The sequence below is a fragment of the Paenibacillus sp. FSL R5-0473 genome (genome assembly GCF_038004565.1).
In the GTDB taxonomy this organism is placed as follows: domain Bacteria; phylum Bacillota; class Bacilli; order Paenibacillales; family Paenibacillaceae; genus Paenibacillus; species Paenibacillus amylolyticus.
On the sequence record NZ_JBBORL010000001.1, the window covers coordinates 2,576,144 to 2,597,984 of the forward strand.

16 protein-coding genes are annotated in these 21,841 nt (G+C 46.6%); 1 reads left to right on the forward strand and 15 read right to left on the reverse strand.

Annotated elements, in window-relative coordinates:
- Position 1 precedes the first annotated feature (1 nt).
- The 5 genes from MKY28_RS11180 to MKY28_RS11200 all read right to left on the reverse strand — a co-directional run bounded on the left by MKY28_RS11180 (position 2) and on the right by MKY28_RS11200 (position 5,245).
- Complete coding sequence (locus tag MKY28_RS11180; RefSeq protein WP_101313769.1) at positions 2-1,117, reverse strand: response regulator transcription factor; 1,116 nt, start codon at positions 1,115-1,117, stop codon at positions 2-4.
- Between the two features lie 349 nt (positions 1,118-1,466).
- The gene (locus tag MKY28_RS11185) at positions 1,467-2,306 is read right to left on the reverse strand and encodes a formylglycine-generating enzyme family protein (protein ID WP_101313768.1); all 840 of its coding nucleotides are present in this window, start codon (positions 2,304-2,306) and stop codon (positions 1,467-1,469) included.
- Positions 2,307-2,439: 133 nt separating this feature from the next.
- A complete protein-coding gene (locus MKY28_RS11190; protein ID WP_100526251.1) occupies positions 2,440-3,075 on the reverse strand; it encodes a glycoside hydrolase family 11 protein in 636 nt (211 codons plus the stop codon).
- A 71-nt stretch (positions 3,076-3,146) separates the two neighbouring features.
- Complete coding sequence (locus MKY28_RS11195) at positions 3,147-3,920, reverse strand: alpha/beta hydrolase (RefSeq protein WP_340935989.1); 774 nt, start codon at positions 3,918-3,920, stop codon at positions 3,147-3,149.
- Positions 3,921-3,961: 41 nt separating this feature from the next.
- Positions 3,962-5,245 carry an SGNH/GDSL hydrolase family protein gene (locus MKY28_RS11200; RefSeq protein ID WP_340935990.1) on the reverse strand — a complete coding sequence of 428 codons (1,284 nt, stop codon included), beginning with the start codon at positions 5,243-5,245 and terminating at the stop codon, positions 3,962-3,964.
- A gap of 290 nt (positions 5,246-5,535) precedes the next feature.
- On the opposite strand from MKY28_RS11200, the gene MKY28_RS11205 reads away from it, so the two are divergent.
- Positions 5,536-6,678, forward strand: coding sequence for a glycosyl hydrolase family 8 (locus MKY28_RS11205; RefSeq protein ID WP_340935991.1), 1,143 nt, complete (start codon positions 5,536-5,538; stop codon positions 6,676-6,678).
- Between the two features lie 224 nt (positions 6,679-6,902).
- On the opposite strand, the gene MKY28_RS11210 is transcribed toward MKY28_RS11205, so the two are convergent.
- From MKY28_RS11210 to MKY28_RS11255, 10 genes are all read right to left on the reverse strand, one after another.
- Entirely contained in the window at positions 6,903-8,561 is a 1,659-nt protein-coding gene (locus tag MKY28_RS11210) for an ABC transporter substrate-binding protein (RefSeq protein WP_445670893.1), read from the reverse strand.
- Positions 8,562-8,581: 20 nt separating this feature from the next.
- Positions 8,582-9,511, reverse strand: coding sequence for a carbohydrate ABC transporter permease (locus tag MKY28_RS11215; protein ID WP_036615892.1), 930 nt, complete (start codon positions 9,509-9,511; stop codon positions 8,582-8,584).
- Between the two features lie 27 nt (positions 9,512-9,538).
- Positions 9,539-10,393, reverse strand: a complete 855-nt coding sequence (locus tag MKY28_RS11220; RefSeq protein ID WP_340937904.1) for an ABC transporter permease — start codon at positions 10,391-10,393, stop codon at positions 9,539-9,541.
- A 275-nt stretch (positions 10,394-10,668) separates the two neighbouring features.
- Positions 10,669-13,020: a helix-turn-helix domain-containing protein gene (locus MKY28_RS11225; RefSeq protein WP_340935993.1), complete on the reverse strand. Its 2,352-nt coding sequence runs from the start codon at positions 13,018-13,020 to the stop codon at positions 10,669-10,671.
- A gap of 293 nt (positions 13,021-13,313) precedes the next feature.
- Positions 13,314-15,020: an RICIN domain-containing protein gene (locus MKY28_RS11230; RefSeq protein ID WP_047842959.1), complete on the reverse strand. Its 1,707-nt coding sequence runs from the start codon at positions 15,018-15,020 to the stop codon at positions 13,314-13,316.
- A gap of 275 nt (positions 15,021-15,295) precedes the next feature.
- Positions 15,296-16,243, reverse strand: coding sequence for a carbohydrate ABC transporter permease (locus tag MKY28_RS11235; RefSeq protein WP_036615897.1), 948 nt, complete (start codon positions 16,241-16,243; stop codon positions 15,296-15,298).
- Between the two features lie 17 nt (positions 16,244-16,260).
- Positions 16,261-17,106 (reverse strand): carbohydrate ABC transporter permease, encoded by an 846-nt coding sequence (locus MKY28_RS11240; protein ID WP_082219083.1) that lies wholly within the window; start codon positions 17,104-17,106, stop codon positions 16,261-16,263.
- Positions 17,107-17,159: 53 nt separating this feature from the next.
- Positions 17,160-19,736 carry a DUF5696 domain-containing protein gene (locus MKY28_RS11245; RefSeq protein WP_340935994.1) on the reverse strand — a complete coding sequence of 859 codons (2,577 nt, stop codon included), beginning with the start codon at positions 19,734-19,736 and terminating at the stop codon, positions 17,160-17,162.
- A 17-nt stretch (positions 19,737-19,753) separates the two neighbouring features.
- Complete coding sequence (locus MKY28_RS11250) at positions 19,754-20,389, reverse strand: YIP1 family protein (RefSeq protein WP_036615901.1); 636 nt, start codon at positions 20,387-20,389, stop codon at positions 19,754-19,756.
- On the reverse strand, positions 20,373-21,836 hold the full coding sequence (locus MKY28_RS11255) for an NHL repeat-containing protein (protein WP_036670947.1): 1,464 nt from the start codon (positions 21,834-21,836) through the stop codon (positions 20,373-20,375). Before MKY28_RS11255 ends, MKY28_RS11250 begins: the two co-directional genes overlap by 17 nt.
- Between the last annotated feature and the right edge of the window lie 5 nt (positions 21,837-21,841).

Below are 21,841 nucleotides of genomic sequence, written 5' to 3' on the forward strand. Positions count from 1 at the left end.
ATCACCCTTGGTTTTTGTTTTTATAGACTGACGGAAGCTCCCCTGTATGCGCTCTGAACTTTTGGGTGAAATATTCAGCATCATGATATCCTAGCCTGAATGCAATGTCAGTGATCTTCATATTGGTACGTCGCAGGAGTTTACGGGCCTCCTCAACACGAAGCTGGTGCACATAGTCACTGAAACTGACCCCCATCTCCCGCTTGAACTGTTGACCCAGGTAGGCAGAATTCACGTGAATACGATTAGCTACATCCTGTAATTTAATTTTACTTCGATAGTGCTGCTTCAATTCATTCACTGCTTCTGCAACCAGCCCTCCCGTACCCGTCTTTTGCTTCAATTCAGACTGAGAAAGTTGCTTGGACAGTCGAACACACAGGTCTTGCAATGTGCCGGAAGACCAACTCGCAGCCTCATGCCAATCTTTTTCACATAGTATTTCTCTGCAACCCTCTCTTTTTCCATATTTTCGTAGCAACTCCCCATGGATATATCGGATGACATGATGTATCCATTCCAACGAAACCTCTGCTTTCTCACTTTTCTCTAACAGTGCACTCACTGCAATATCGATAGAATACGTATTTTCTGCTTCAATCAACGCCAAGATCTCTTTGGAGATATTCATCATTTGCTCTAAATCATATTCTTCGCTTATTAGATATTCATTAAGATGATTCTCATAGGCTTCATCTGTAACCATGACTCCATTTTGCTGTTTTTGCTCATTTCTGCGTTTGTCCAGAGGTTCAATCATGTCCATAAGGATTTGATGAATCTCCTCGGGAACAAGAGGTTTAAGCACGTACTGATCGACCTGATACCGTATGGCTTGCTTCGCGTAATTAAAATCGGAGTATCCTGTAACGATAACAATTTTAGAGGTATAGGCGAGATCTTCTCGCAAGGTGTGAATCAAACCAAGACCATCCATAACAGGCATTTGAATATCAGTGACGACAAGATCCGGTTCAACCGAGTTGAATAGAGCAAGTGCTTCCTCCCCATCTGTTGCCGTTCCGCAGAGTTCATATCCACAAGCTCGCCAGTCAATCATTGTTCTCCATCCTTCTAGCATAAACGGCTCATCATCCGCGACAATGACCTTGTACATTAGCTCACCTCACTTTTATCCTTGATCAGCTGCATGTAATTTATCTATATCAATAGGTAGATTCCAGTTGTTCTGAAAACGCTAAACAGCAGAACAACAGCAGGATTGTTGTCTGCTCGCACAAATTTGGAGAACAAAATTTCTACCAGTCTCATCGTCATTAATCAATAACATAGAAATGGTTCCATCGGACCGTACTATAAGAACGCTCCGATTGTAGCGAAGCGCCGGGTTAATAATTCAAGTGTAACGCTTACATTTTTGTACAACAACCTGTTAAACTATAGGTTTTCACCCGACAAAGTATAGGTTTAGCTCAGAAGTAATCTATTGTCAGTAGAAAGATTTTTCATTCTCCACGTACAATACGGAATCCTTGATCGGGACCAAAACCATTTGCATCAAATTTGCCTCGAAATGATATTTCATTGTTATTGACACCGCCGATCCAGCCTCCGCCTTTCACAACTCGCCAGGATTGATTGGGACTCTCCGAATCGCTGTACCAGTCCCAGCACCATTCTCTCACATTCCCAGACATATCATAGATTCCTAACTCATTCGCCTTCTGAGTTCCGACTTTTTTGGTTTGATTACGATTGCTCTCAATAGCGGGCCAGCTCCAGTCACCCGTCAGAATGTTCTCTCCGGCATTTACCCAGTACCAAGCAACTTCATCAGGATTGTTACTTCCGCTGTATGTGTAATTTAAGCTCTTTTGACCTCCGCTTGCAGCGTATTCCCATTCTGCCTCTGTGGGTAAACGGTAACCGTTGGCGTCCTCGTTGATCGTTACATTCCATTTTATAGTGTCATTTTCATTGTGATTATTCGTGTCCTGGTTGTCTTTATCTATATTGTAATAAGGTTTCAGGTTTTCTTTTATACTTTTTTGATTACAGTATTCCACTGCGTCATACCAGCTGACCATTTCAACAGGCAGGTCATCTCCCTTGAAGCCAGAAGGGTTTTCCCCCATAACCTCCATCCATTCTTTTTGAGTTACTTCGTATTTGCCAATATAGAAGGAATCCAGCGTTTCATTCCTATCGATCTGACTCGGCTTACTGCTCTTGAAGGCTCCTCCTTCGACGAATACCAAGTCATCGCTTAATTTCGTATTACTTGCTGAACAAGCACTTAGACTAACAACTATAGCGATTAAAGTTAACCATACCAGCTTCTTCATTCAATTATTCTCCTTTACTAGCTTAAATCCGGCAACGTCGAGGTCCGTTAGTCTGGAGAATAACGTTACTCAACGCTACCGGAAAATTGAATTTCAAATGCAGGTGCAGAAGTTGAACTGCATCACATCATTTTTACCAAACCGTCACGTTTGCGCTTCCGCTACTTTGATAACCTTCCGTTGCCATCACCTGATAGGACCAGCTGTTGCCTAAATACATCCCTTTGCTCGCCCATGCATTCACATGATTACTGAACGTGATGGTAGAATTGACTCCGATTGGTTTCTTGGTCTGTCTAACACTCCAATACTGAGGGAAAGTCTGAGTACCATCAATGGAAGGTGCATTGTATCTCATCGTTGTATAGATGTCATATGTGCCGCCATCACTAGTCATTGAGCCCTTATACGTTCCGGTAGGACGATACGTTCCCCAGCTATCCACCACGTAATATTCAATTAGAGCGTTTCTAGTCCAACCATAGAAGGTGAGATAGCCGTTACCTGAAGGAGAGAATACGCCCGCATTATAATTGACCACTCGATTAGGCGTACCGTATGTCCACCCTTTCCCGACAACAAAGTTCCCGGTATTTTGCCAATTCACGCTGTAATTCCCGCCCGATCCATTCACGGCGTTGACCGTTCCTCCGCCATCTGTCCAATTTTGCCAATAATCTGTTGCTGCGCTTGATGTTGCTGCGAAGACACCAAAACTCATGGAAGCTGCGAGAACAACGGTCATTAATTTTTTTCCGAATTTGAACATGGATGATACCTCCTGATATTTTAATAGATTTGGTTGATGCTACAATCCGATATGAATGTTCTTCAGCAAATTCACTTGAAAAGACGTTGCGAAAACAGATACAGATCGTTCTTCCACACGGGCCAATCATGTCCTCCACTTTCCTCATGCCAAATGTGAGGTACTCCGTGTTGCGCCAAATATTGGTGAACCCCAAGACTAATCTCTATAAGATTGTCCTGTTCACCGCAAGAGATCCATAACAGCGAGAGCAATGAAGGCGCTTTCGAAAGATCAGGGACAAGTAGCTCCGGACTTCTGGTGTTTGGGGCTGCGGAGAAAGCACCGATCCATGCAAAATGGTCTAGATTACTTAATCCGATATTTAAGGATTGACCTCCACCCATGGATAAACCAGCAATCGCCCTTTTATCCCGGCTTTTATGCAAAGGGTAGTTCGACTCCATGTAAGGTATCAAATCGTTGAGCAGATCGGATTCAAACCGTTTAAATGCTTTGATTTTCTCAGGTTCAAACAGGTCTCCTTCGGCTCGGTCATTCGACATAGCGCGACCGTTAGGGAAAACAATAACCATCGGCTCAAGCAAATTATCGTTGTACAGGTTATCGAGAATAATTTGCGGAGAACCATGAGTATGCCATTCGGTTTCGTCTCCGCCAATACCATGCAAAAGAAAAAGTACAGGATACATCTTTGTCGAAGAAAATTCTGGTGGGGTGTACACCATCGCTTTACGGGAATTGCCAACCGTGGTGGATGGATACTCTACCGTCTCCATGACTCCACGTGGTATATTCTCCCGATACTGGTCATATCCCGTTACTGCTGGTGAGATCAATTCCATTCTCTTTTCCTCCGAACATATGAGTGACTATCAGTCTTCAGTTAATCCACATAGCCAAAACCCAGAATAGTGAAGCATTTATGTTCATGGCCTTCCGCCATTTCGATCTCGATGGAGTGCTCCCCCACATGCTCTTCGTTAAGCAGAAGTGTGGCATGGCAATGGGTCCAGTTCACTTGACGCGGATCGACTTTTTGGACAAATACCCCATCTACCTTGATATGTGCAGTTCCGAATTCATCGTTACCAGAATCCTTGAAGATCAGAATGAGGCGTTTGCACTGCAAACTTATCCGAAAGCTACTCTGATCCTCTTTTCCCTCTCCTGTACGCATCCAGTTGTTGGGGAACTGAGGTGTACCATAGTCATGAGCATCCATCTCAGCCATCTGCAGATCCGTGTCCGTTTTACAAAAAGAGCCTGCATCGATTCGGGCAATATGATTGCCGTTTTTCCGATCCAACAGCTTCACATTAACAAATTCATTTCCAATTAGCGGAGCTTTTTCAATATCATGATCTTTCTCATCCCACTCAGAACGATTCGTCACGTCGAACAAATATTCCAAACAATCGGCCATAATTCGATGCCCTATGTTAGTTGGATGATATATATCATGGAAAAATTGCTTTTTGGAAATAACGTTGCCTTCACCTTTTGTCTTGTTGAACTGTTCTACGACAGCATCTTTCACACTTACCATTGGCAGATCATAATGCCAGCCTACCGGAGCGAGACGATCCTGTAGATTCCAGTCATTTTCGAATACACTGAATAACAAGATGACCGCTGGCTTGTTATCGGCAGTAAGTGCTTTGAGTACCAGACTCTCGTAACATTTACCTTGGGTTTCATCATCTGCGTCATTGACTGCGAATTCGATTATGACAATATCCGGCTGAACGGCACCTCCCCTCAGCACATCACGATCATAACGTACAATCCCCAGTTCTGAAGGAGTTCCACCCACACCTGCTTTAATCAGATGAATCGGACTATCTTTTGAAAGCGCAAACATAAACTTGAACGACTCATAAGACCGATAAGCGTAACTTTGGAGATGAATAGGTACTGCACCAGCACCATGGGTAATGGAGCCTCCAATATAAGCGATAACGACAGGTTCGCCGTTTTTTGCCTTCTCAATGGCTCGTTTTAATCTGACATTATTTCCTTTGTTCAGAAGAGATCGGCCAATCATGTCGCGATATCTATGTGACTCAAAATCAATTGCGGGCTTGACTGCCGACGCTGTCACTCCAACTGGATCGCGTGGTGCAGTGAATTCCGTGTTTTCACCTGCATCTCCTGAATCCTGGAGCATAAATCATCATCACATCCTTCCGGTTAGATTCTGACCATCCTCAAACAACATTTAAAGGATCACAGCTTGTATTATTATTAGATCAGATGTGATCCTTCTCCCAAAGTGTATCCCTTACATAATTTTACAACAACCTGACAAAGTATAGGATTTTAACCAATATATCATTTTAATTTGAGTACAATGACATGCAGATCAGAACACCTATAATTTTTCATGTAAACGCTTTAATTTGTATACTATTTCCATGATATAATTTTGAAAAACCGCATTGATGAAGGAGGATACTCATGAATATCACGGGTCAAGGCGCGTGGGATACGGGTACATATACAAATCTGTTTTTGAAGCTAGGCTACGATGAGAATGAGATCACGAACAGATTGGAAGAAACATGGAACGAGCTGTTTTATGGCGATGACAATACTCGAATATATTACTCCATGGGTGAGGACAAGGGTTATTTGCTGGACACTGGTAATCTCGATGTTCGATCCGAGGGCATGTCCTATGGCATGATGATGGCTGTTCAGATGGACAAAAAGGAGGAATTTGATCGACTCTGGAATTTCTCACACTCGTTTATGCAACATAAAGCGGGTCGTTATAAAGATTATTTTGCCTGGCATTGCAAGCCTGACGGAACCCAACTCTCGCAAGGTCCTGCTCCTGATGGTGAGGAGTTTTTTGCCATGGCGCTTTTTTTTGCCTCCAACCGCTGGGGCGATGGCGCTGAACCTTATGATTACAAGGCACAAGCCCGCAAGATCCTTCGTGCATGTATACATCAAGGCGAAGACGGCGAAGGCCATCCCATGTGGGACCCGGAAACAAAACTGATCAAATTCATACCAGAAACACCGTTTAGCGACCCATCCTACCATCTGCCTCATTTTTATGAACTATTCGCGAAATATGCGGATGAAGAAGATCAGAGCTTCTGGAAAGAAGCGGCGGCCGCTAGTAGAGCTTACCTTCATACAGCCTGCCATCCCGTAACCGGACTATCACCTGAATATGCGAACTATGACGGCTCTCCGGCTCCAATACAGCCGCATGGTGATTTCAGACATTTTTACAGTGATGCCTACCGTGTTGCTGCGAATATAGCGCTGGACTGGGAATGGTTCCGCAAGGATCACTGGCAGATCGAACAATCCAATCGGATTCAATCCTTCTTCAGTGATATTGAAATGTCCGATTATCGTCGCTATACAATAGAAGGTGAACCTTTCGACGAACCTTCACTGCATCCTGTAGGTTTGCTGGCTACCAATGCCATGGCTTCACTGGCTGCGGACGGTCAACATGCTGACACATTCGTTCACAAGTTCTGGAACACACCTCTGCGTCAGGGAGAGCGACGTTATTACGACAATTGCCTGTATTTTTTCAGCATGCTCGCTCTAAGCGGAAGATATCGCATGTACTAAACTAAGGGAATGTGCACGAGCCGTTGAACCTGCCCTGTGAACGTTTGGCTTGCAGGACAGGTCCAATCACTGAATTTTAAGAAGGATGCAATGATATTACGATTTAATCTATATCAATAAAAAACGTTCCCGGCTCGCATATGTTGACTGCGAACCGGGAACGCGTTTGGTTGTGCAAATACAGGAAGTAACTTTTCCCGCTCTGTATGATCCAGATACTTTAATTATTTGGAGACAGAAGAAGTATCATAGGAAGACTGCATAATCTCCAGATATCGATTAATGTTCAGTCCCTCCAGGCCTTTCACATATTCATCCCAATCCTTATCCAGACTTTTGGCGCCAGTAATAAATTGCAGGGCGTTCTGATCGATGTAATCCTTGAGATTGGTCTGCATCATGCTGGCTTCATCAGCTTGGGACGGATCTACCCACAATGCCCAATGAGGGAAAATCTCTTTTGGTTCCTTGCCCTCCATTAACAATGTCGCCTCATAGAGACGTCGCTCACCACCATCATTGGCATAGATGTCTGTCCCCTGTACTTCGGAGTCCCGATATGCCTGATAATGATTGTACTGACTTAATGCAGCCCAACTGTCATTACGAGGTTCTTCTCCAGAAGGAAGCGGAATGGCTTTATATAACGGCTCAATCTGATCATTGAGCGCCACTTCCCCTTCTTGTGGTTTGCGCCAGCTTACGCCCTCTTCTCCCAGATATGATGCCATGGTTCCTTCCTGGGTATAGAGATAATCCAGCAGCTTTATGGCCGCGATCTGTGTTTCCTCACTGGCTTTGTTTGTCAGTACAAAAGACGCTCCGGGATCAATCGGATAGTTGTACGTAGCATAAGCAGCATGGGGTCCCTTCAATGGAGGGATGGGATTGTAATCATTCCCGTAATGAGAACCTTCGGCAGTGGTTACGAATAATGATGGATGCATCGCTGCTCCCGCACCGAGAAGCTGTGCATCAGCGTTATCTCCAATTTTTTTGAAGGCCCCGACGTTTTGGGTAAATGCCCCTGGATCAATCAACCCTTCATCGTACAGGGATTTAATATAGGCAAGCCCTTCTTTCCACTCCGGTTTGTTCACTACGGTCTCCACTTTCCCCTGATTGACAATGAGATAATTCCGATCGTCGTCATAGATAAAACCGTTCATCAAGTACGGAATAATGTGCACACCGAAATTTTCAGTCGAACCGCTTAGCGGTACTTCGTCGGCTTTGCCGTTCCCGTTCGGGTCTTTCGTTTTAAATGCCCGAAGCATTTCCTTAAATTCTTCTGTCGTCGTGGGTTCGGTCAGGCCCAGTTGTTCCATCCATTTGGTGTTGACCCACATCTTGTTTGGGTATGAACAGTGAAAACATTCATTCAGACCCGTCAGACCATAGATATTTCCGTCAGGAGCAGTGTTCATGGCCCGATAATAGTCATTGCTCTCAAGCACTTTTTTAATATTGGGAGCATGCTCCTCAATCAGATCATTCAGCGGCAAAATAACCCCCTGCTGACCAAACTTCAACAAGTCTGTCTGGGAGAAACGATCTACCCAAGGGATGAGCAGATACAAGTCCGGATAATCACCGGAAGCCAGTGAAATCTGTCTTTTCTCCGCTGCACCGTCGAATGGAACCGTAGTCCAGTTGAACTGAATATCAAACTTCTCTTCCATTTTCTTCGTGAATTTGTTAGTGGACAGGTTGGTATCCGAACCCTGGTGAGCAAACACATTAATGGCCGTCTTGCCTGACGGATCGCTGCCTTCCCCGTTCCCCTTATCAGAGCTTGAACATCCGGCAAGTACCAACGAGGTAAACAGCATACAGGCAAGAATGATGAATCCCGCTTTTTTCAATATAATCCTCTCCTTCATGAATAATAGAAAAAATGAACTTATCCTTTAACTGAGCCAATCAGCATCCCTTGCACGAAATACCGTTGAACAAAAGGATAGATGATTAGCACCGGCAAGCTGGCCATCACAATTAACGAGTACTTCATGAGTTCAGCCATCTGCTGCTGTTTGATCATTTCCGATGCATCCATGCTCCCCGTACTGCTGTTCAGAATAAGAATGCTGCGTAATATCAGCTGTAGCGGATAGAGCGACTGTGATTTCAGATAGATGAGGGCGTCAAAGTATGCATTCCACTGACCGACAGCGTACATAAGTGACAACACGGCGATAATCGGTTTGGCGAGTGGCAGGATAATACTGAAGATAAACCGGATGTCACTGCAGCCATCGATGTCTGCTGCTTCGGACAATTCTTCCGGTATCGAATTCTGAAAAAAGGTACGGGCAATGATGACTTGCCATACCCAGACGGCGTTGGGAATCAGCAACGCCCAGCGGGTATCTATCAGTCCCATGGTTTTGACCACCAGATAGGTAGGGATCAAGCCGCCTGAGAACAACATGGTGAAGGTAATAAACATCATTAACGAGCTGCGGCCAACAAACGTTTTTTTGGATAATGGATAAGCAATCATAATGGTCAGTGCCACGCTGATGAAGGTGCCGCAGGCTGTATAGAAAAGGGAATTGGCATAACCGGTAAGGACTTGATCATTCCGCAATACAGACTTGTAACCGTCAAACGTCAGGTCAATGGGCCACAACCAGACTTTTCCCGAGGAGACGGCAGCAGGGCTGCTAAGCGAAGAACTCACAATATATATCAAGGGATACAGCACGGCAATCAGCACCACTGTCAACATGAAGTAAACAACCGTTATAAATACGCGGTCTCCCCAGGATTCACGAATCGTGCTGCTGCTCTTGATCCGCGAACGACCTGCATTTGTCTGTGTGTTAGGCATGGGTTGATTCTCCTCCTTTCGCTCCCGTTACCATAAACTTGTATTGGACAGTCGCTTGGCAACCGCGTTTACAATTAATAGCAGAATCAGGTTAATCACCGAGTTGAACAGGCCAACCGCAGTAGCGAAGCTATAATTGGCATTCAGCAATCCTATTTTATAGACATAGGTGGAGATAATCTCCGAAGCAGACAGGTTGAGCGGATTTTGCAGCAAATATATTTTTTCGAACCCAACAGCCATGATATTCCCTACACTCAGGATCAGAATGATGACGGCTGCCGGAAGTAGTCCAGGCAGATCAACATTGATGATTTTCTGTATTCGGTTGGCTCCGTCCACTTTGGCGGCTTCATACAGGGATGGATCAACACCTGCCAGAGCAGCCAGATATATCACAGCGGAGTACCCCATTCCCTGCCACACATCGGAGAATACGTAGATGGATCGAAACAGTCCAGGCTCACCGAGAAAATTCACCGCTCCGAAACCAAGGGCGCCTGCAATCGTGTTGACAATACCCAGCCTAGGAGACAGAAAGAGCATAATGATGGAGACCATAACAACGGTAGAGATGAAATATGGAGCATACGTCACCATTTGTACTGTTTTTTTGAATCGTATGTTTTTGATTTCGTTCAGCGCGAGCGCCAGTAATATAGGAATCGGGAAACCAACGATCAGGCTGTAAAACGAAATGTAGAGTGTGTTCTTGATCAGCATAACAAACGCCGGATTTTTAAAAAGTAATTCGAAATACTTGGTTCCGGCCCACGGACTGCCCCAGATCCCCTTGATGACGTTGTAATCTTTAAATGCCAGGACCGCATTCACCATAGGTACATACTTGAAAATAATAAAGTAAGCAATCGGTGGCAGGATCAGCAGATATAGCTGCCAATGTCGCCTCCAGCTTCTGGATAATGCTTGCTTCAAGGCAAACGGTTTACTTGGTTTCTCCACGGACTTTGATTCACTGGTCATTGTGGTTCTCAGAATCATCCCCCCATTCTTGGCTCCAAATCGTGCAGAACTTCAGCTCAACTTGGTAGCGCTTACTTTTTGAGTAATCATAAGATTGCGCTGGGGATGCGTAAAGGTACAGTTACGCTGAGAAAGTACAAATAGCGAATATAGTTCCCGAGAAACAGCCTACATTAACCGCTATGAACGTCCATTTTCCGAAACACACTCGGAGAAATGCCGCGTACCCGCTTGAAAGCTCGGCGGAATGAATGTGCACTATTATACCCGGTGGCCTCCGCTATCTCGTCAATGGTCTGACCGGTGGAGTGCAACAAGTTCGAGGCAGCATCGATGCGTACCCGTTCTACATAATCGGAAAGATTCTCTCCCGTATGTTCTTTGAATAGTTGGGATATAAACTTCTCGGACTTGCTCATGTGCTCGGCAATCCGATAGATCGTCAAGTTTGCATCCCCATAATGTTGTTGGATAAAACAAATCATTTCGCTTACAGTATCCGCATGTGCTCCTGCTCTTCTTCTCTGGAAATCACCGCAGATGTCTTCCGTTAACCGTTTGAATTTTGCCCGCAGCGAAGTAATCGTTTCTGTCATCTGAATGGATGTCACCCGGGTTTTATATTCCTCCAGCAGGGAGGCATCCAACTTGAATTTGGGTTCGTCCAGCTTCAGAAAAGTCCCCTTCAGCTCCATGATGAACTGCTGTGTCATCTCGTAGGACAGTTCCCGCTCCTCTAAATTACGAAGAAACAATTGCTCCAGAATGCGTATCGCCTCTTCAGGCTCCCCGACTTTGATTGTGTTCAGCAGGCGCTGTTCAGACTCAATCGGATAATAGAACATTTCATTTTCCTTCATCGTATCTTCAAATCTCACCAGATGATCTGTTCCCATATGAATGGCATAATCCAGAGCTTGTTTGGCTTCGTCAAAGGAACGCCCTGCATCATTCCAGACCTCGTAAGCTGCACCTGTGCCAATTGTTGTGGATATCCGATGCTCCCGGTAGATCACTTCCATCAAGGTGTTCAGCTCTTTTTCACATCTCCCTATAGCTTCATTCAGTGAGTTCTCATCCAATGGACAGGCAAAAGCGATCTGGTCTGTTCCCCAATCCGTGATCAGCAGCTGCGCATTCCACTCTGTAAGTACCTGTTTGATGAGCAGCCTTGCGACACCCAGTTCATGGATCGTTTCTTCACTGTCCGGATTGGCATATCCGTTTACCTTCACTAAGCCTGCCAAGCCCTTGCTGCTATGAAGAGAAATGTGCGCCTGGGATGAGATAACCTCCAACTCAAGTGAGGTATAGACTTCTCCCGTTAACAAACGTTTGATAAAACCGTCTCTCAATAACGGAATCTGCTCATTCATGGCGTTTTTAAGTGAGTCATTATTAGCAATGAGATTGTTAATATGGCTTGCCAAAAAATCATATTCATTGCCCCGTCTGCCTGGGGAATCGGTGATTTGTTCCCGAAAAGAGCCCAACAATCTGTATACGGGTGCACTATTCCGATAGGCCAGAACCAGCCCGAATAACAGTCCCAAGGCAATGGTTGCCAAAGTAAAGACCAGCGTGACTTGTTTGATTTGGTCCGCTTTTGTCATGAGTGCTTTCTCCGGAATCCCTGCCATGTAATTCCATCCATTTTGACTGGACTGCATCGATATCAGCAGCCGACCATCACTTCCAGGCTGCACATTCTGCACGTTCAGCTCCGTTTCCGCAGCGTTACCTTCTCTCTGGCGACTCTGTGCCATTTGCTCGGCTTCGGCTTGTTCAATGCCATGGGAGAAAATGATCTGTCCTTCCGCATCGGTGACGAGAGTCCAGCCGCCATATTGATCCACAATATGTTGAGTAAGGCTGGCCATCTGATCCTGATCAATCATGACACCAATCGTTGCTTGCGGTTTGTTGAAGCTGTTCAAAGGCAGAGATTGCAGAAACGTAATGGCGGGAACGTCTGCAAGTACAGTGCCGAGTATTTCACGTTTATAGTTTCGAAGCGGTATGATTTCGTTAAAGTGTGGTTGTTTGAGAATTTGGTCATGCCATTGATCAAAGGACATAACGTCCAGCTGATTGGCAGCATAATAATGCTCTGGACGATAATACACGGTTCTTGGTGTGATGATGGCATTGTAGTTTGGAATGTGAATGAAGAAATGGGACAAGTAATCATTGGTACTGCTGTACATGGAGAGGCTCCGCTGCATGCGGTTCATACCGTAGACATTGTAGAGATCATGCGGCTTTGGCCCAGCAATTAAATTTTGCAAATCGGGATTGACGGCAAGCTGTCTGGTAAAGGCTTCGACTTGAAGAAGATTTCGCTCAATGATCTCCTTGCCGAGACTCAGTGACTTCAAACTGTTCTCAATGGAGCTGGAACGAGCCGCTTCAATGGAAGCTCGGTAAGAGGCATATCCCGCAATTTGAGGAATCATCAGAATGACAAGATACGAAATGAGGAATCGGCGGAACACGGGTGAAAATTTGGACCATAGGAGCTGCATATGTACCCTCCCTTTTTTTATCAAGCGCTTACATTTCTCTGTGATAAGGTAGCTGTTCAATGATACACCGGGCATTTCTTCCTGGTGAAGGTACAACTTCTTCCTTATGGTACATTTACATACTGTAGCGTACAATGCTTGCATGAAAATAATTGTTGGTCTGCGGGTTAGCGCACAAATATAGTTGTATTTTACCTTCGCATGACATCCATCCCAAAGTATCAAAAATAAACGCAAAAAACCTCCCCAAGACATGGAATGACTTGGGAAGGTTTTTGTTTAACGTTGTGCTATTAGTTGCTAACGGCAACAAATTTCCATTGTTGGTTTGTAGCACCTGTGTAGGTGTTCTGCTGCAGCAAGGCTCCGTCCGAAGTGGAAGCGTTTGCCACTTCAATCGCTTTATTGCTGTTCACGTTAATGATACTCCAGTACCCGTTACCAAGATCGTTGACCTTAAAATGCTGAGCGGTTGTGTTCAGATTGCTCATGAGTTGAACCGCTTCCCCATTGGTGAGGGTACCGTTGCGAATATCGATGACTTTGTCCGGCGAGTTCACACTTGTCAGTGTATAGTTGCCGCTGCCGATCGAGGTCAGAACCCACTTCTGAGGGTTACCGCCCAGATCACTCCACTGCTGGAGCTGAAGATTATTTTCATTTTGACCACCTGGCACATCAACAACTTTGTTGGAATGCCGGGCTACGATTTTATAAGTTGCACCGGATACAAGACCCGTTGTCGGTCCGCCGCCTTGTCCACTGCCCGGGTAAGTCTGAGCACGTTCATGGTACCAGTTGAACAGGAATCGTCCCATGGCACTCCGTGAAGCATCTCCATCCCATTTCAGTCCAGCCGTTGGGTCGGCAAAGGAGCTTCGTGGTCCTTCACTTAGAATGAATCCGTTCATATGAGCTGCAATGCTGACATTACCTGATGCGTTGAAAATCGTTTTGGTATTGGTGCCAAAACCTTCATTGCTGCCATTAAACAAGTTCCAATAGGCCGAATCGCCAGGTTTGTTTTTGAACCAGGTTACCTCGGTAATGTTAATCGGATATTTGTCAGCGGCTGCCTTCACGTTGGTATTCCACTGGTCTTGCAGGATGGAGAAGTTGTCGTATGCGCCATAACCAGGGTACCAGTGAACCGCATACCCATAGTTGTTGAGCGGGTCAGTCAATGGATGGCTTGCCGTCAAGCTGTAAAATTGGTTGTAGCCCAGACCTGCCGCCCAGATGACGTTGTCCGCACCTTTGCTGCGAATTGTTGAAATCATGGAATTTTGGAAATTACGCAAGTCATTCCAGTGATCCACAAAGTCATTTTCCCCGTTGTATCCACCCCAATGTCCATTGGCATAGGATTTCACCGGTTCGTTGATCAGCTCGAAGTGAACGTTGTCTGCACTTTTGATCTCCGGGCGTGAAGCGAGATAACCCCAGATTTCGTTGAATTTTTGCAGGTTGGCAGGTGTTGTTGCCTGATCATCCTTCAGTGTGAAGTCCAGTCCCAGGACAACATAGACACCTTTTGTTTTGGCATATTGAATGTACGGAATAATTACATTTTGCGTAACGGTCTGCACACCGGCAAAGTTATATGTACCAGCAGCCACATCTCCCATGTCCTGACGATCGATGAACAGACGCACCTGATTCATATTCCAGCCATGATTGCTTCCGTACTTCGCGCTGGTGTCAGCAAAAGTATCGGTAATGTCTTTCAGATAAGCCAGTGTAGCTGCATGACGGTTATTGCCGTGCAGATTGAGATAATAATTGCTGTCCTGATATGTCCAGTAGGCACCTGAGGGTTGATGCCAACCGTTCAGTAGCACAGGCTGGTTGTTGCTGTTCACCAGGTTTTTGCCGTTTACGTGCAGCTTGCCCATCGGCATGCCCACCCATGCTTCGGCACGGCTGCCTCCCCATGGAGCAATTGTGATCAATAAAGCCAGAATGAGTACAAGTTTACAAGATGTCATGAACTTCTTCACTATAATTCCTCCTGATCTGATATATTGCCTTGCAATAATGCGAGGTAAGCTCCGTCAGAGTATCTCTGATCAAATAGATCGCTCAGGTCGGCGCCCGCTCCCGCAGCCCGTTCCACACCAGTAGGGGGATCCTGCGCAGGGAAGGATCGCGGTTCTGCTGTGAGCAGACGTTCATGAGATCGTTACATGCCCCCTTTTCACAGATGGAATGTTGCATGAAGTTATTCCTCCCTCTTCCAGTCTGATCCCACTCCAAACGTACAGAAGAACTTAACTTAACCGACGATTCCCGTACGCTCTACACTCTCTACGAAATATCGTTGCACAAACAAATAGATGATGATCAAAGGCAGAATGGCAAGAAGAATTCCTGTATCCTGGATCATGCTCAGATAGAACGGATCGGCCTGGGAAGCTGCACCGTCGGTAACCTGCTGGGCCAGATTATACGGAAGGGACGATAACTGGGTCGACATGACTTTACTTGAAGTCAGATAAGTCGTCGTATAGAAGCTGTCGTTCCACTGCCATACGAAGGAAAACAGCATGACTGTTACCATGGACGGAATGGCATTGGGCAGCATGATTCTTGAAAATGTTCGTCCGATGCCCGCGCCGTCTACATAGGCCGCCTCCTCCACTTCCTTCGGAATACCTCTGAAGAATTGCCGGAAGATAAAGATGTACAAACCGGCTTTAAGTGAATTGGCCGTAATCGCCGTCAGAATAAACGGCCAATAGGTATTAAGCAAATTAACAGGTTTGCCGGCTATAAGCGTCATAAGCCCCATCAGGTCAAAGCTTTTCAGATTCAGGTATACCGGAATGAGAATGGTCGTTGGCGGTACAAGAATCGTCAGAATTACACCAGCAAACAGCCAGTTGCTTCCCCTGAATTTCAGTCTGGCGAATCCGTATCCTGCAAGTGCACAGGATGCTGTAGTCAGCAGTGTAGTCGTTGCAGACAGGGCAAACGTATTAAACAGCGTTGCCCAGTAATCCATTACGCGTATCGCCTCTTTGAAATTGTCGATGGAGAAGTTCTGTGGAATCCACACCACCACTGCCGAATACAGATCACCTTTAGCTTTGATGGATGTGGAAACCTTCTGAAATATGGGAAACAGGATAACGAAGGAAAGCCCGGTAATCAGAACGAATCGGATCATGGCCCACAGCCAGCCTTTCCAATGCTCCAGCGATAATAATCGTGATGTTGTCACGTGGGACACCCTCCTTTCTAATCTTGATAGAAGACTCGCTTCGAGAAAATAATGTTTACGATAACCAGAATGATGGCAATGGCCAGAAAGTAGACCCATGCCATGGCAGAACTTAATCCAAAGTCAAATTTGACGAAGCCGGTATCCCGGATCAGTTCCGTCATGGCGTTATTGGCAAAAGAATCAATGATTGTATAGATCGCATTGACAAAAATAAGCGGGCTGACCATCGGGAACGTAATTTTCCAGAAGGCTTCATAACCCGTCGCCCCTTCCATCTTCGAAGCCTCATACAGTTGAGGGGAAATCGTCTGGATCCCTGCCAAAAAGATCAAAATCTGTACACCGGATTGACTGACGATCTGATAGATCCGATCTACGGCGCTGCTCAGATACGTAACGATCCAATCGCTCACTCCGGCGTTAACCATCAGATTTTCGAGTTCAAATGTCCCGAGTGAGCTTCCACCTGTGCTGCTCTGATTAACCGCTTCAATCAGGCTGGTGCTCTCCAGTGTCATAATCACTCCCGATGCCAGAATAACGGGCAGGAAAAAGATCGACCGCGCTACAGCCCGGCCCCTGAACTTCTGATTCAGGATGACGGCAAGGAACAGACTGAATATAACGATAAGCGGTACGTTGATGAGCACGTCTGTGATCGCCTCAATTAACGCACGGTTAAAGCTTGTATTGACGGTCAGCGCCTGAATGTAATTGGCAACACCGTTGAACTGAATCGCTATGCCTTCCGCGTTAGCCTGAATTGTACTCATGCTGTATCGCAGAGAGGCTAACAGCGGAATGAAGAAAAACAACACAAAACCAATGAGCCAGGGAAGCACGTAGATTACGCCCCACATGGCTTTCTGCTGAGCATACGTACGACTTCCCCATTTCCATTTCAGGAGCGTCTTCAGAGCTGCTCACCACCAGTCACATAGCTTTGGGCTTCCACTGTATCGTTGTCAACTTCTACAGGGAAGTCGTTATAATTGACGATTACGAACCCGCCACCTTCATATGTTGTCCGGAAGACACCCTCCTCCAGGGATTCATGAGATATCATGGAACGTCCGGCAAACGGCTGGTTCACCTGGTTCACCTCGTTGTAGATCTCGGCAGCCAGATCGATCCATTGTTCATAATTCGCCGCGTAGAGATCATCATAATCCGTTTCTTTCACAACATGGTTTGGCGCATTGAACCATGCAAAGTAAGGGCTGGCTCCATATTCAATCAGCTTCAGCACATATTGCCTTGCATTGGTATATGTGGAGAGATTGTATGGCGTCCCCGTATAACCGATGCTGCCGTGTACAACGAGCTGATAGAACGGAATCTCTTCATCCTCCAGCTTGAAACGACTGCTGGTCATCGGCGCATCTGTCAGACCAGTTACATACGGCAGGGCATAAGCGTTCCCGCCTTCAGCAACAAGCGAGCCAGCCTGCTGCCCGATCTGTTCAAGTACCTTCTTCACGGAGCCAAGCGCTTGTGTTCGGTCCACCAGCTTTTTCGGATTCATATCGCTGTTTAACTGAGCTGCCAGATCATTCAGGCTTAGTGACAGTCCATCCTTTTGAAGGGACCTCAGCTCATCTAACATGTCTGCCGTCACGTCCTCGAGCATGTTGGGCGAAAGCACATAGGATGGTGAACGATCCCGGTCCCGCCGCTGGATGGCCTGGTTCATCGGATACAAGACCGCCGGTTCCTGAGTTAATGTGCGTGAAGCTTCTTTGGACGGTTTAAACCCTTTTTTGGATTGCACATTCAGCAGAGCGATATCGGGATAGAAACCGATGCCCGCTTCTTGTGTGTATGTGCTGAAATCCCGCAATCCCTTTTTCCCGCCTACCGCGCCGTCTACTTGGATGGAATCCGGCAGTCGATGATGAAGCCCGCCGTTAAGCCATCCTGCATAGCGCACCTGAATATTGGATACCTTCTTCTCCGTCAAGGCGGAGAGAATTTTTTTGGCTTCATCAAACGTGGTCAAAGCCTCCGTTGAATCATACGGTATGCCCAGCATATGCTGTCTTGTTGTCATGCCACCGAACAGTTGCAGATAAAAGGGAACGTTACTCTGCTCCTTGCTGGCGTTCAACTCGGGAAGTCCGCCGTTTTGCATCAGATAATCCCGATAGAGTGATGCAAGCCCTGAGTACGAGGCCTTATCCGCCCCCACAAAAGCATATCGAACGACGAAATCAGACGCGGTCGGTTTCTTCTGGAATTTCGGAAGTGTACGAACCATATCACTTGCCTGAAGCGTCACATCGCTCTTGTTCACCACATAGAAGCTGGGATATACGTTGTTGTAGCTGTTCAGTTTGCCGCTGATATCGGCATTCACAACTGCAACGGCATCCCCTTGTTCAATAATGCCCAGGAAAGCTCCCTCTTTCCGAATCAGTCCAAATACCGGCAACCTGGCTCTGGCTTCATTCGAACTTGCTTCCCGTAGTTTCATGGTCATATCCGGTCCGTATATATCTTGTTGGTAGGCAGGATACTGCAGCTTGCCATTGTTAAAATGGATCAGCGCTCCAGAACCGTCCGGCACCAGTATGGAGCCCTCTTCTTCTGAACCCCCGGCCCCGAAATAATCCATTACAGATATGCTGTTGATCGGATATTCCTCCGGAAAATGAATGCCTGAGGACGGAACACGTACAAGCAGATCCTCTCCATCCAACTCATATTCCATCGTAAGCATAAACAACCGTGGTCCACTTCGTTCCTCTTCAATGCCAAACTCGGCATGATCCTGAGCCAGATCCTCCGATGTGTAACCGGCTGTGTCAAAAGCCTTCAAGGCCCGGGACAATTGCAATCCTTGCATCGCCTTATCAATCCGGACGTAAGCGCCTTCATCCTTGTCTTCCGCATAGCCGACCTTCAAGGCCCGTTGCCCGGCCTTGTCTAGCTGTGCAAGCAGCCTTTGTTCGAATCGCTCCTTGCTGATCTTCATCGGCAAGTCTTCTATGGATCGCTCAGTGCTTCCAAACTGGTAGTGGACCCGCACGCCGCTTGGCAGCACCTCGTAGCTTATCTGCTTGTGTGCAACACTATCCGTGAAGGAATTTACGGTGCTGCTCTGTCCGAGGCTGTTGAAGAAGCTGAGCTTCGTTTGTGATGACAAAAGGTCTTTGTTTATCCCGGCAGCAACCCCATCCTGCTCACGATCTGCAGGATTGCTGCGCCAGATCTGCCCGCTCTGCGTGTGAATCACTGCAATCTCGGCAGTCTCTTCGTTAATGAACAACTGCAGCGCAGCATTCTGCGCAATACCTACCATGCCGGGAAGGCGGACATCGCTGAACGATGATTTCAGTTTCTCTCCGGGAGGCAGGGAGGGAAAGTCCGTCTGATCAGCGGCAGTCACTGTCTCGTGAGCGAGCGGTGTTGGCGAGAATTGACAACCGCCCAGAAGCAGACTGCCCGCGAGCAGCATTCCTGTTATTTTTTTGGCTACGGTATAATTCATAACAAATTCCTCCTCCCTTAGCCCCGAAGCACTAATTCCTGATAGATGGTTACGACAAACGATACAATCTGCTGTACAAGACTGAAGAATAACAGGCACAGAAATGCCATAAACGCCATCGCCACAAGTGTCAGCAACATCGTGAGCACCGTTTTGGCTGGTGTGTACTGATGAACCGTCATATTCCCTACAAATAACAGATATACCGTCCACGCAATGGCAAGTGCATTGGAGAAATAATAAAAGGCAGTTTCCTGCGCAGAGATCACAAGACTCAGCCAGATCCATGGAAAATGAATGAGTAACAACGGTACCAGTGCAAAGCACGTTGACATGAAAATCTCGGAGAACTTGCCTTCCCCGTCCATCAATGTGGTTAACGACCAGTTAGCCACACACCAAAACAGTACCGGTATAATGACATATAACATTTCGAGCAGACTGTTCAGGTACTTTGGATTACTGAGATTAATGAGAAAACCGCTGTACTGGGCATGCAAAATTTTGGTGATGACCAGAAGCACCAGGATCATGAAAGCAATCAGCAGTGAGTTTCTCTGGTTCCGTTCATACTTCAATTCCCAGTATCCGTCAAACGGATGAAAAATCAGATGCAGCGGGTACTGGTATAGTTGCTTACTTGATGCCTGCATTCGTAGTCCTCCTTTTCTGCCTGCGAACAATGATGACGGTGACAATCGCAGCGACAGCCAGGAATATACCGGACATCATCCATGAAAAATGCTCACGCATCAGCTCTTTGCGGTACAAAAGAAAAGCTTTGGAATACCCTTTGGGCTCCATGCTGCGCTTGAAATATTTCGCAGACTCGGCGTATTCCTTCTGACGAAGCAATGCTTTGCCAATTCCCGCATACGCATATTCCAAGTTAGCGTTCATCTCGGCAGCTTGGGCAAACAGCACCGAAGATTGATCTTCATCACCGTTATAGTAGCTGCGCACCGCTTCGTGGAGTGTACGTCCGTATTCAGTTGTTTGAAAGACGGTGATTTCACCCAGCGCTTTATCCAGAACTAACATCCGGTCTCCCGCACGTTCCAGGGCAACAGGTGTATTAAACTGGCCCAGCCGGTTCCCGATGCCCCCATAAATATGGAGCAGATATCCGTCTCCATTGTAGGTAAAGATTCGGCCCTTGCTGGAATCCAGTACGGAATACATGTCACTGTCACCCACATCCACATCAATCAGGCGGGATGGCCCTGCTTCTTGGGTATACAGCAAATCACCCTGCGGAGTCTGATAGCCTTCTCTGCGCAAAATGTCTGTACCCTGGGCATTCAGCTTCTTGACCGGATCTTTGCCGCGATCCCCGCTAGTGGCGTAGATGAAGCCCTCTTCATCCATATCCAGATTGGTAAATTCCGTTGGAGTGAACATCACCATCTGGCTCCGCTGCTCCCGTGTTGCAAACCGTTTCCACAGATACTCCACCGGGTCCACCTGAACTCTGTTCGCTCCAATGAAGGAAGAGAACGTACCATCGGCGCTGAACTCCATGAATCCATCAAATACGCCTTCGGCCATGACGTAGATACGCTCCCCTTTGTCCATAACAATCCGCATCGGTTTAAACTGGAAGTCTGCTTTTAACAGATCCGATTTTGGTTCAGACACGATCTTGACCAGCTTCCCCTGTTCATCCAGATGCACCACCCGGTGATTATCCGAATCAGCGACCAGCAGATGGCCTTTTTCCGTGACGTACAATCCCTGTGGATTTTTAAAATGATCTTCCTTGCCTTCCTGCTCAAATGAATCAATCGTCCGTACCAGCTTGAAGTTGCGATCCATCTCAATGATGCGGCCATTGCCCGAATCGAGCACAAAGACGTGCTGATTGGCGGTAACATGCATGTCACTTGGCTCTTTCATAGGAGTTGTGTTCAGCTTCTTGCCGGTGATAATGGTTGTTGCCTCATATGCCGCCGGTGAAGGAACTGCGTCACCCCAGAAGGAATAATGATACGCATCCGTTTTACCGTCTGCATTCACGTAGGGCGCCTCTTGAACGAACAACAGGAGGCAGATCATGCCCATGATGATCGATTTACGTTTTTTCCATGTGCTTCTCCGCACCTCGC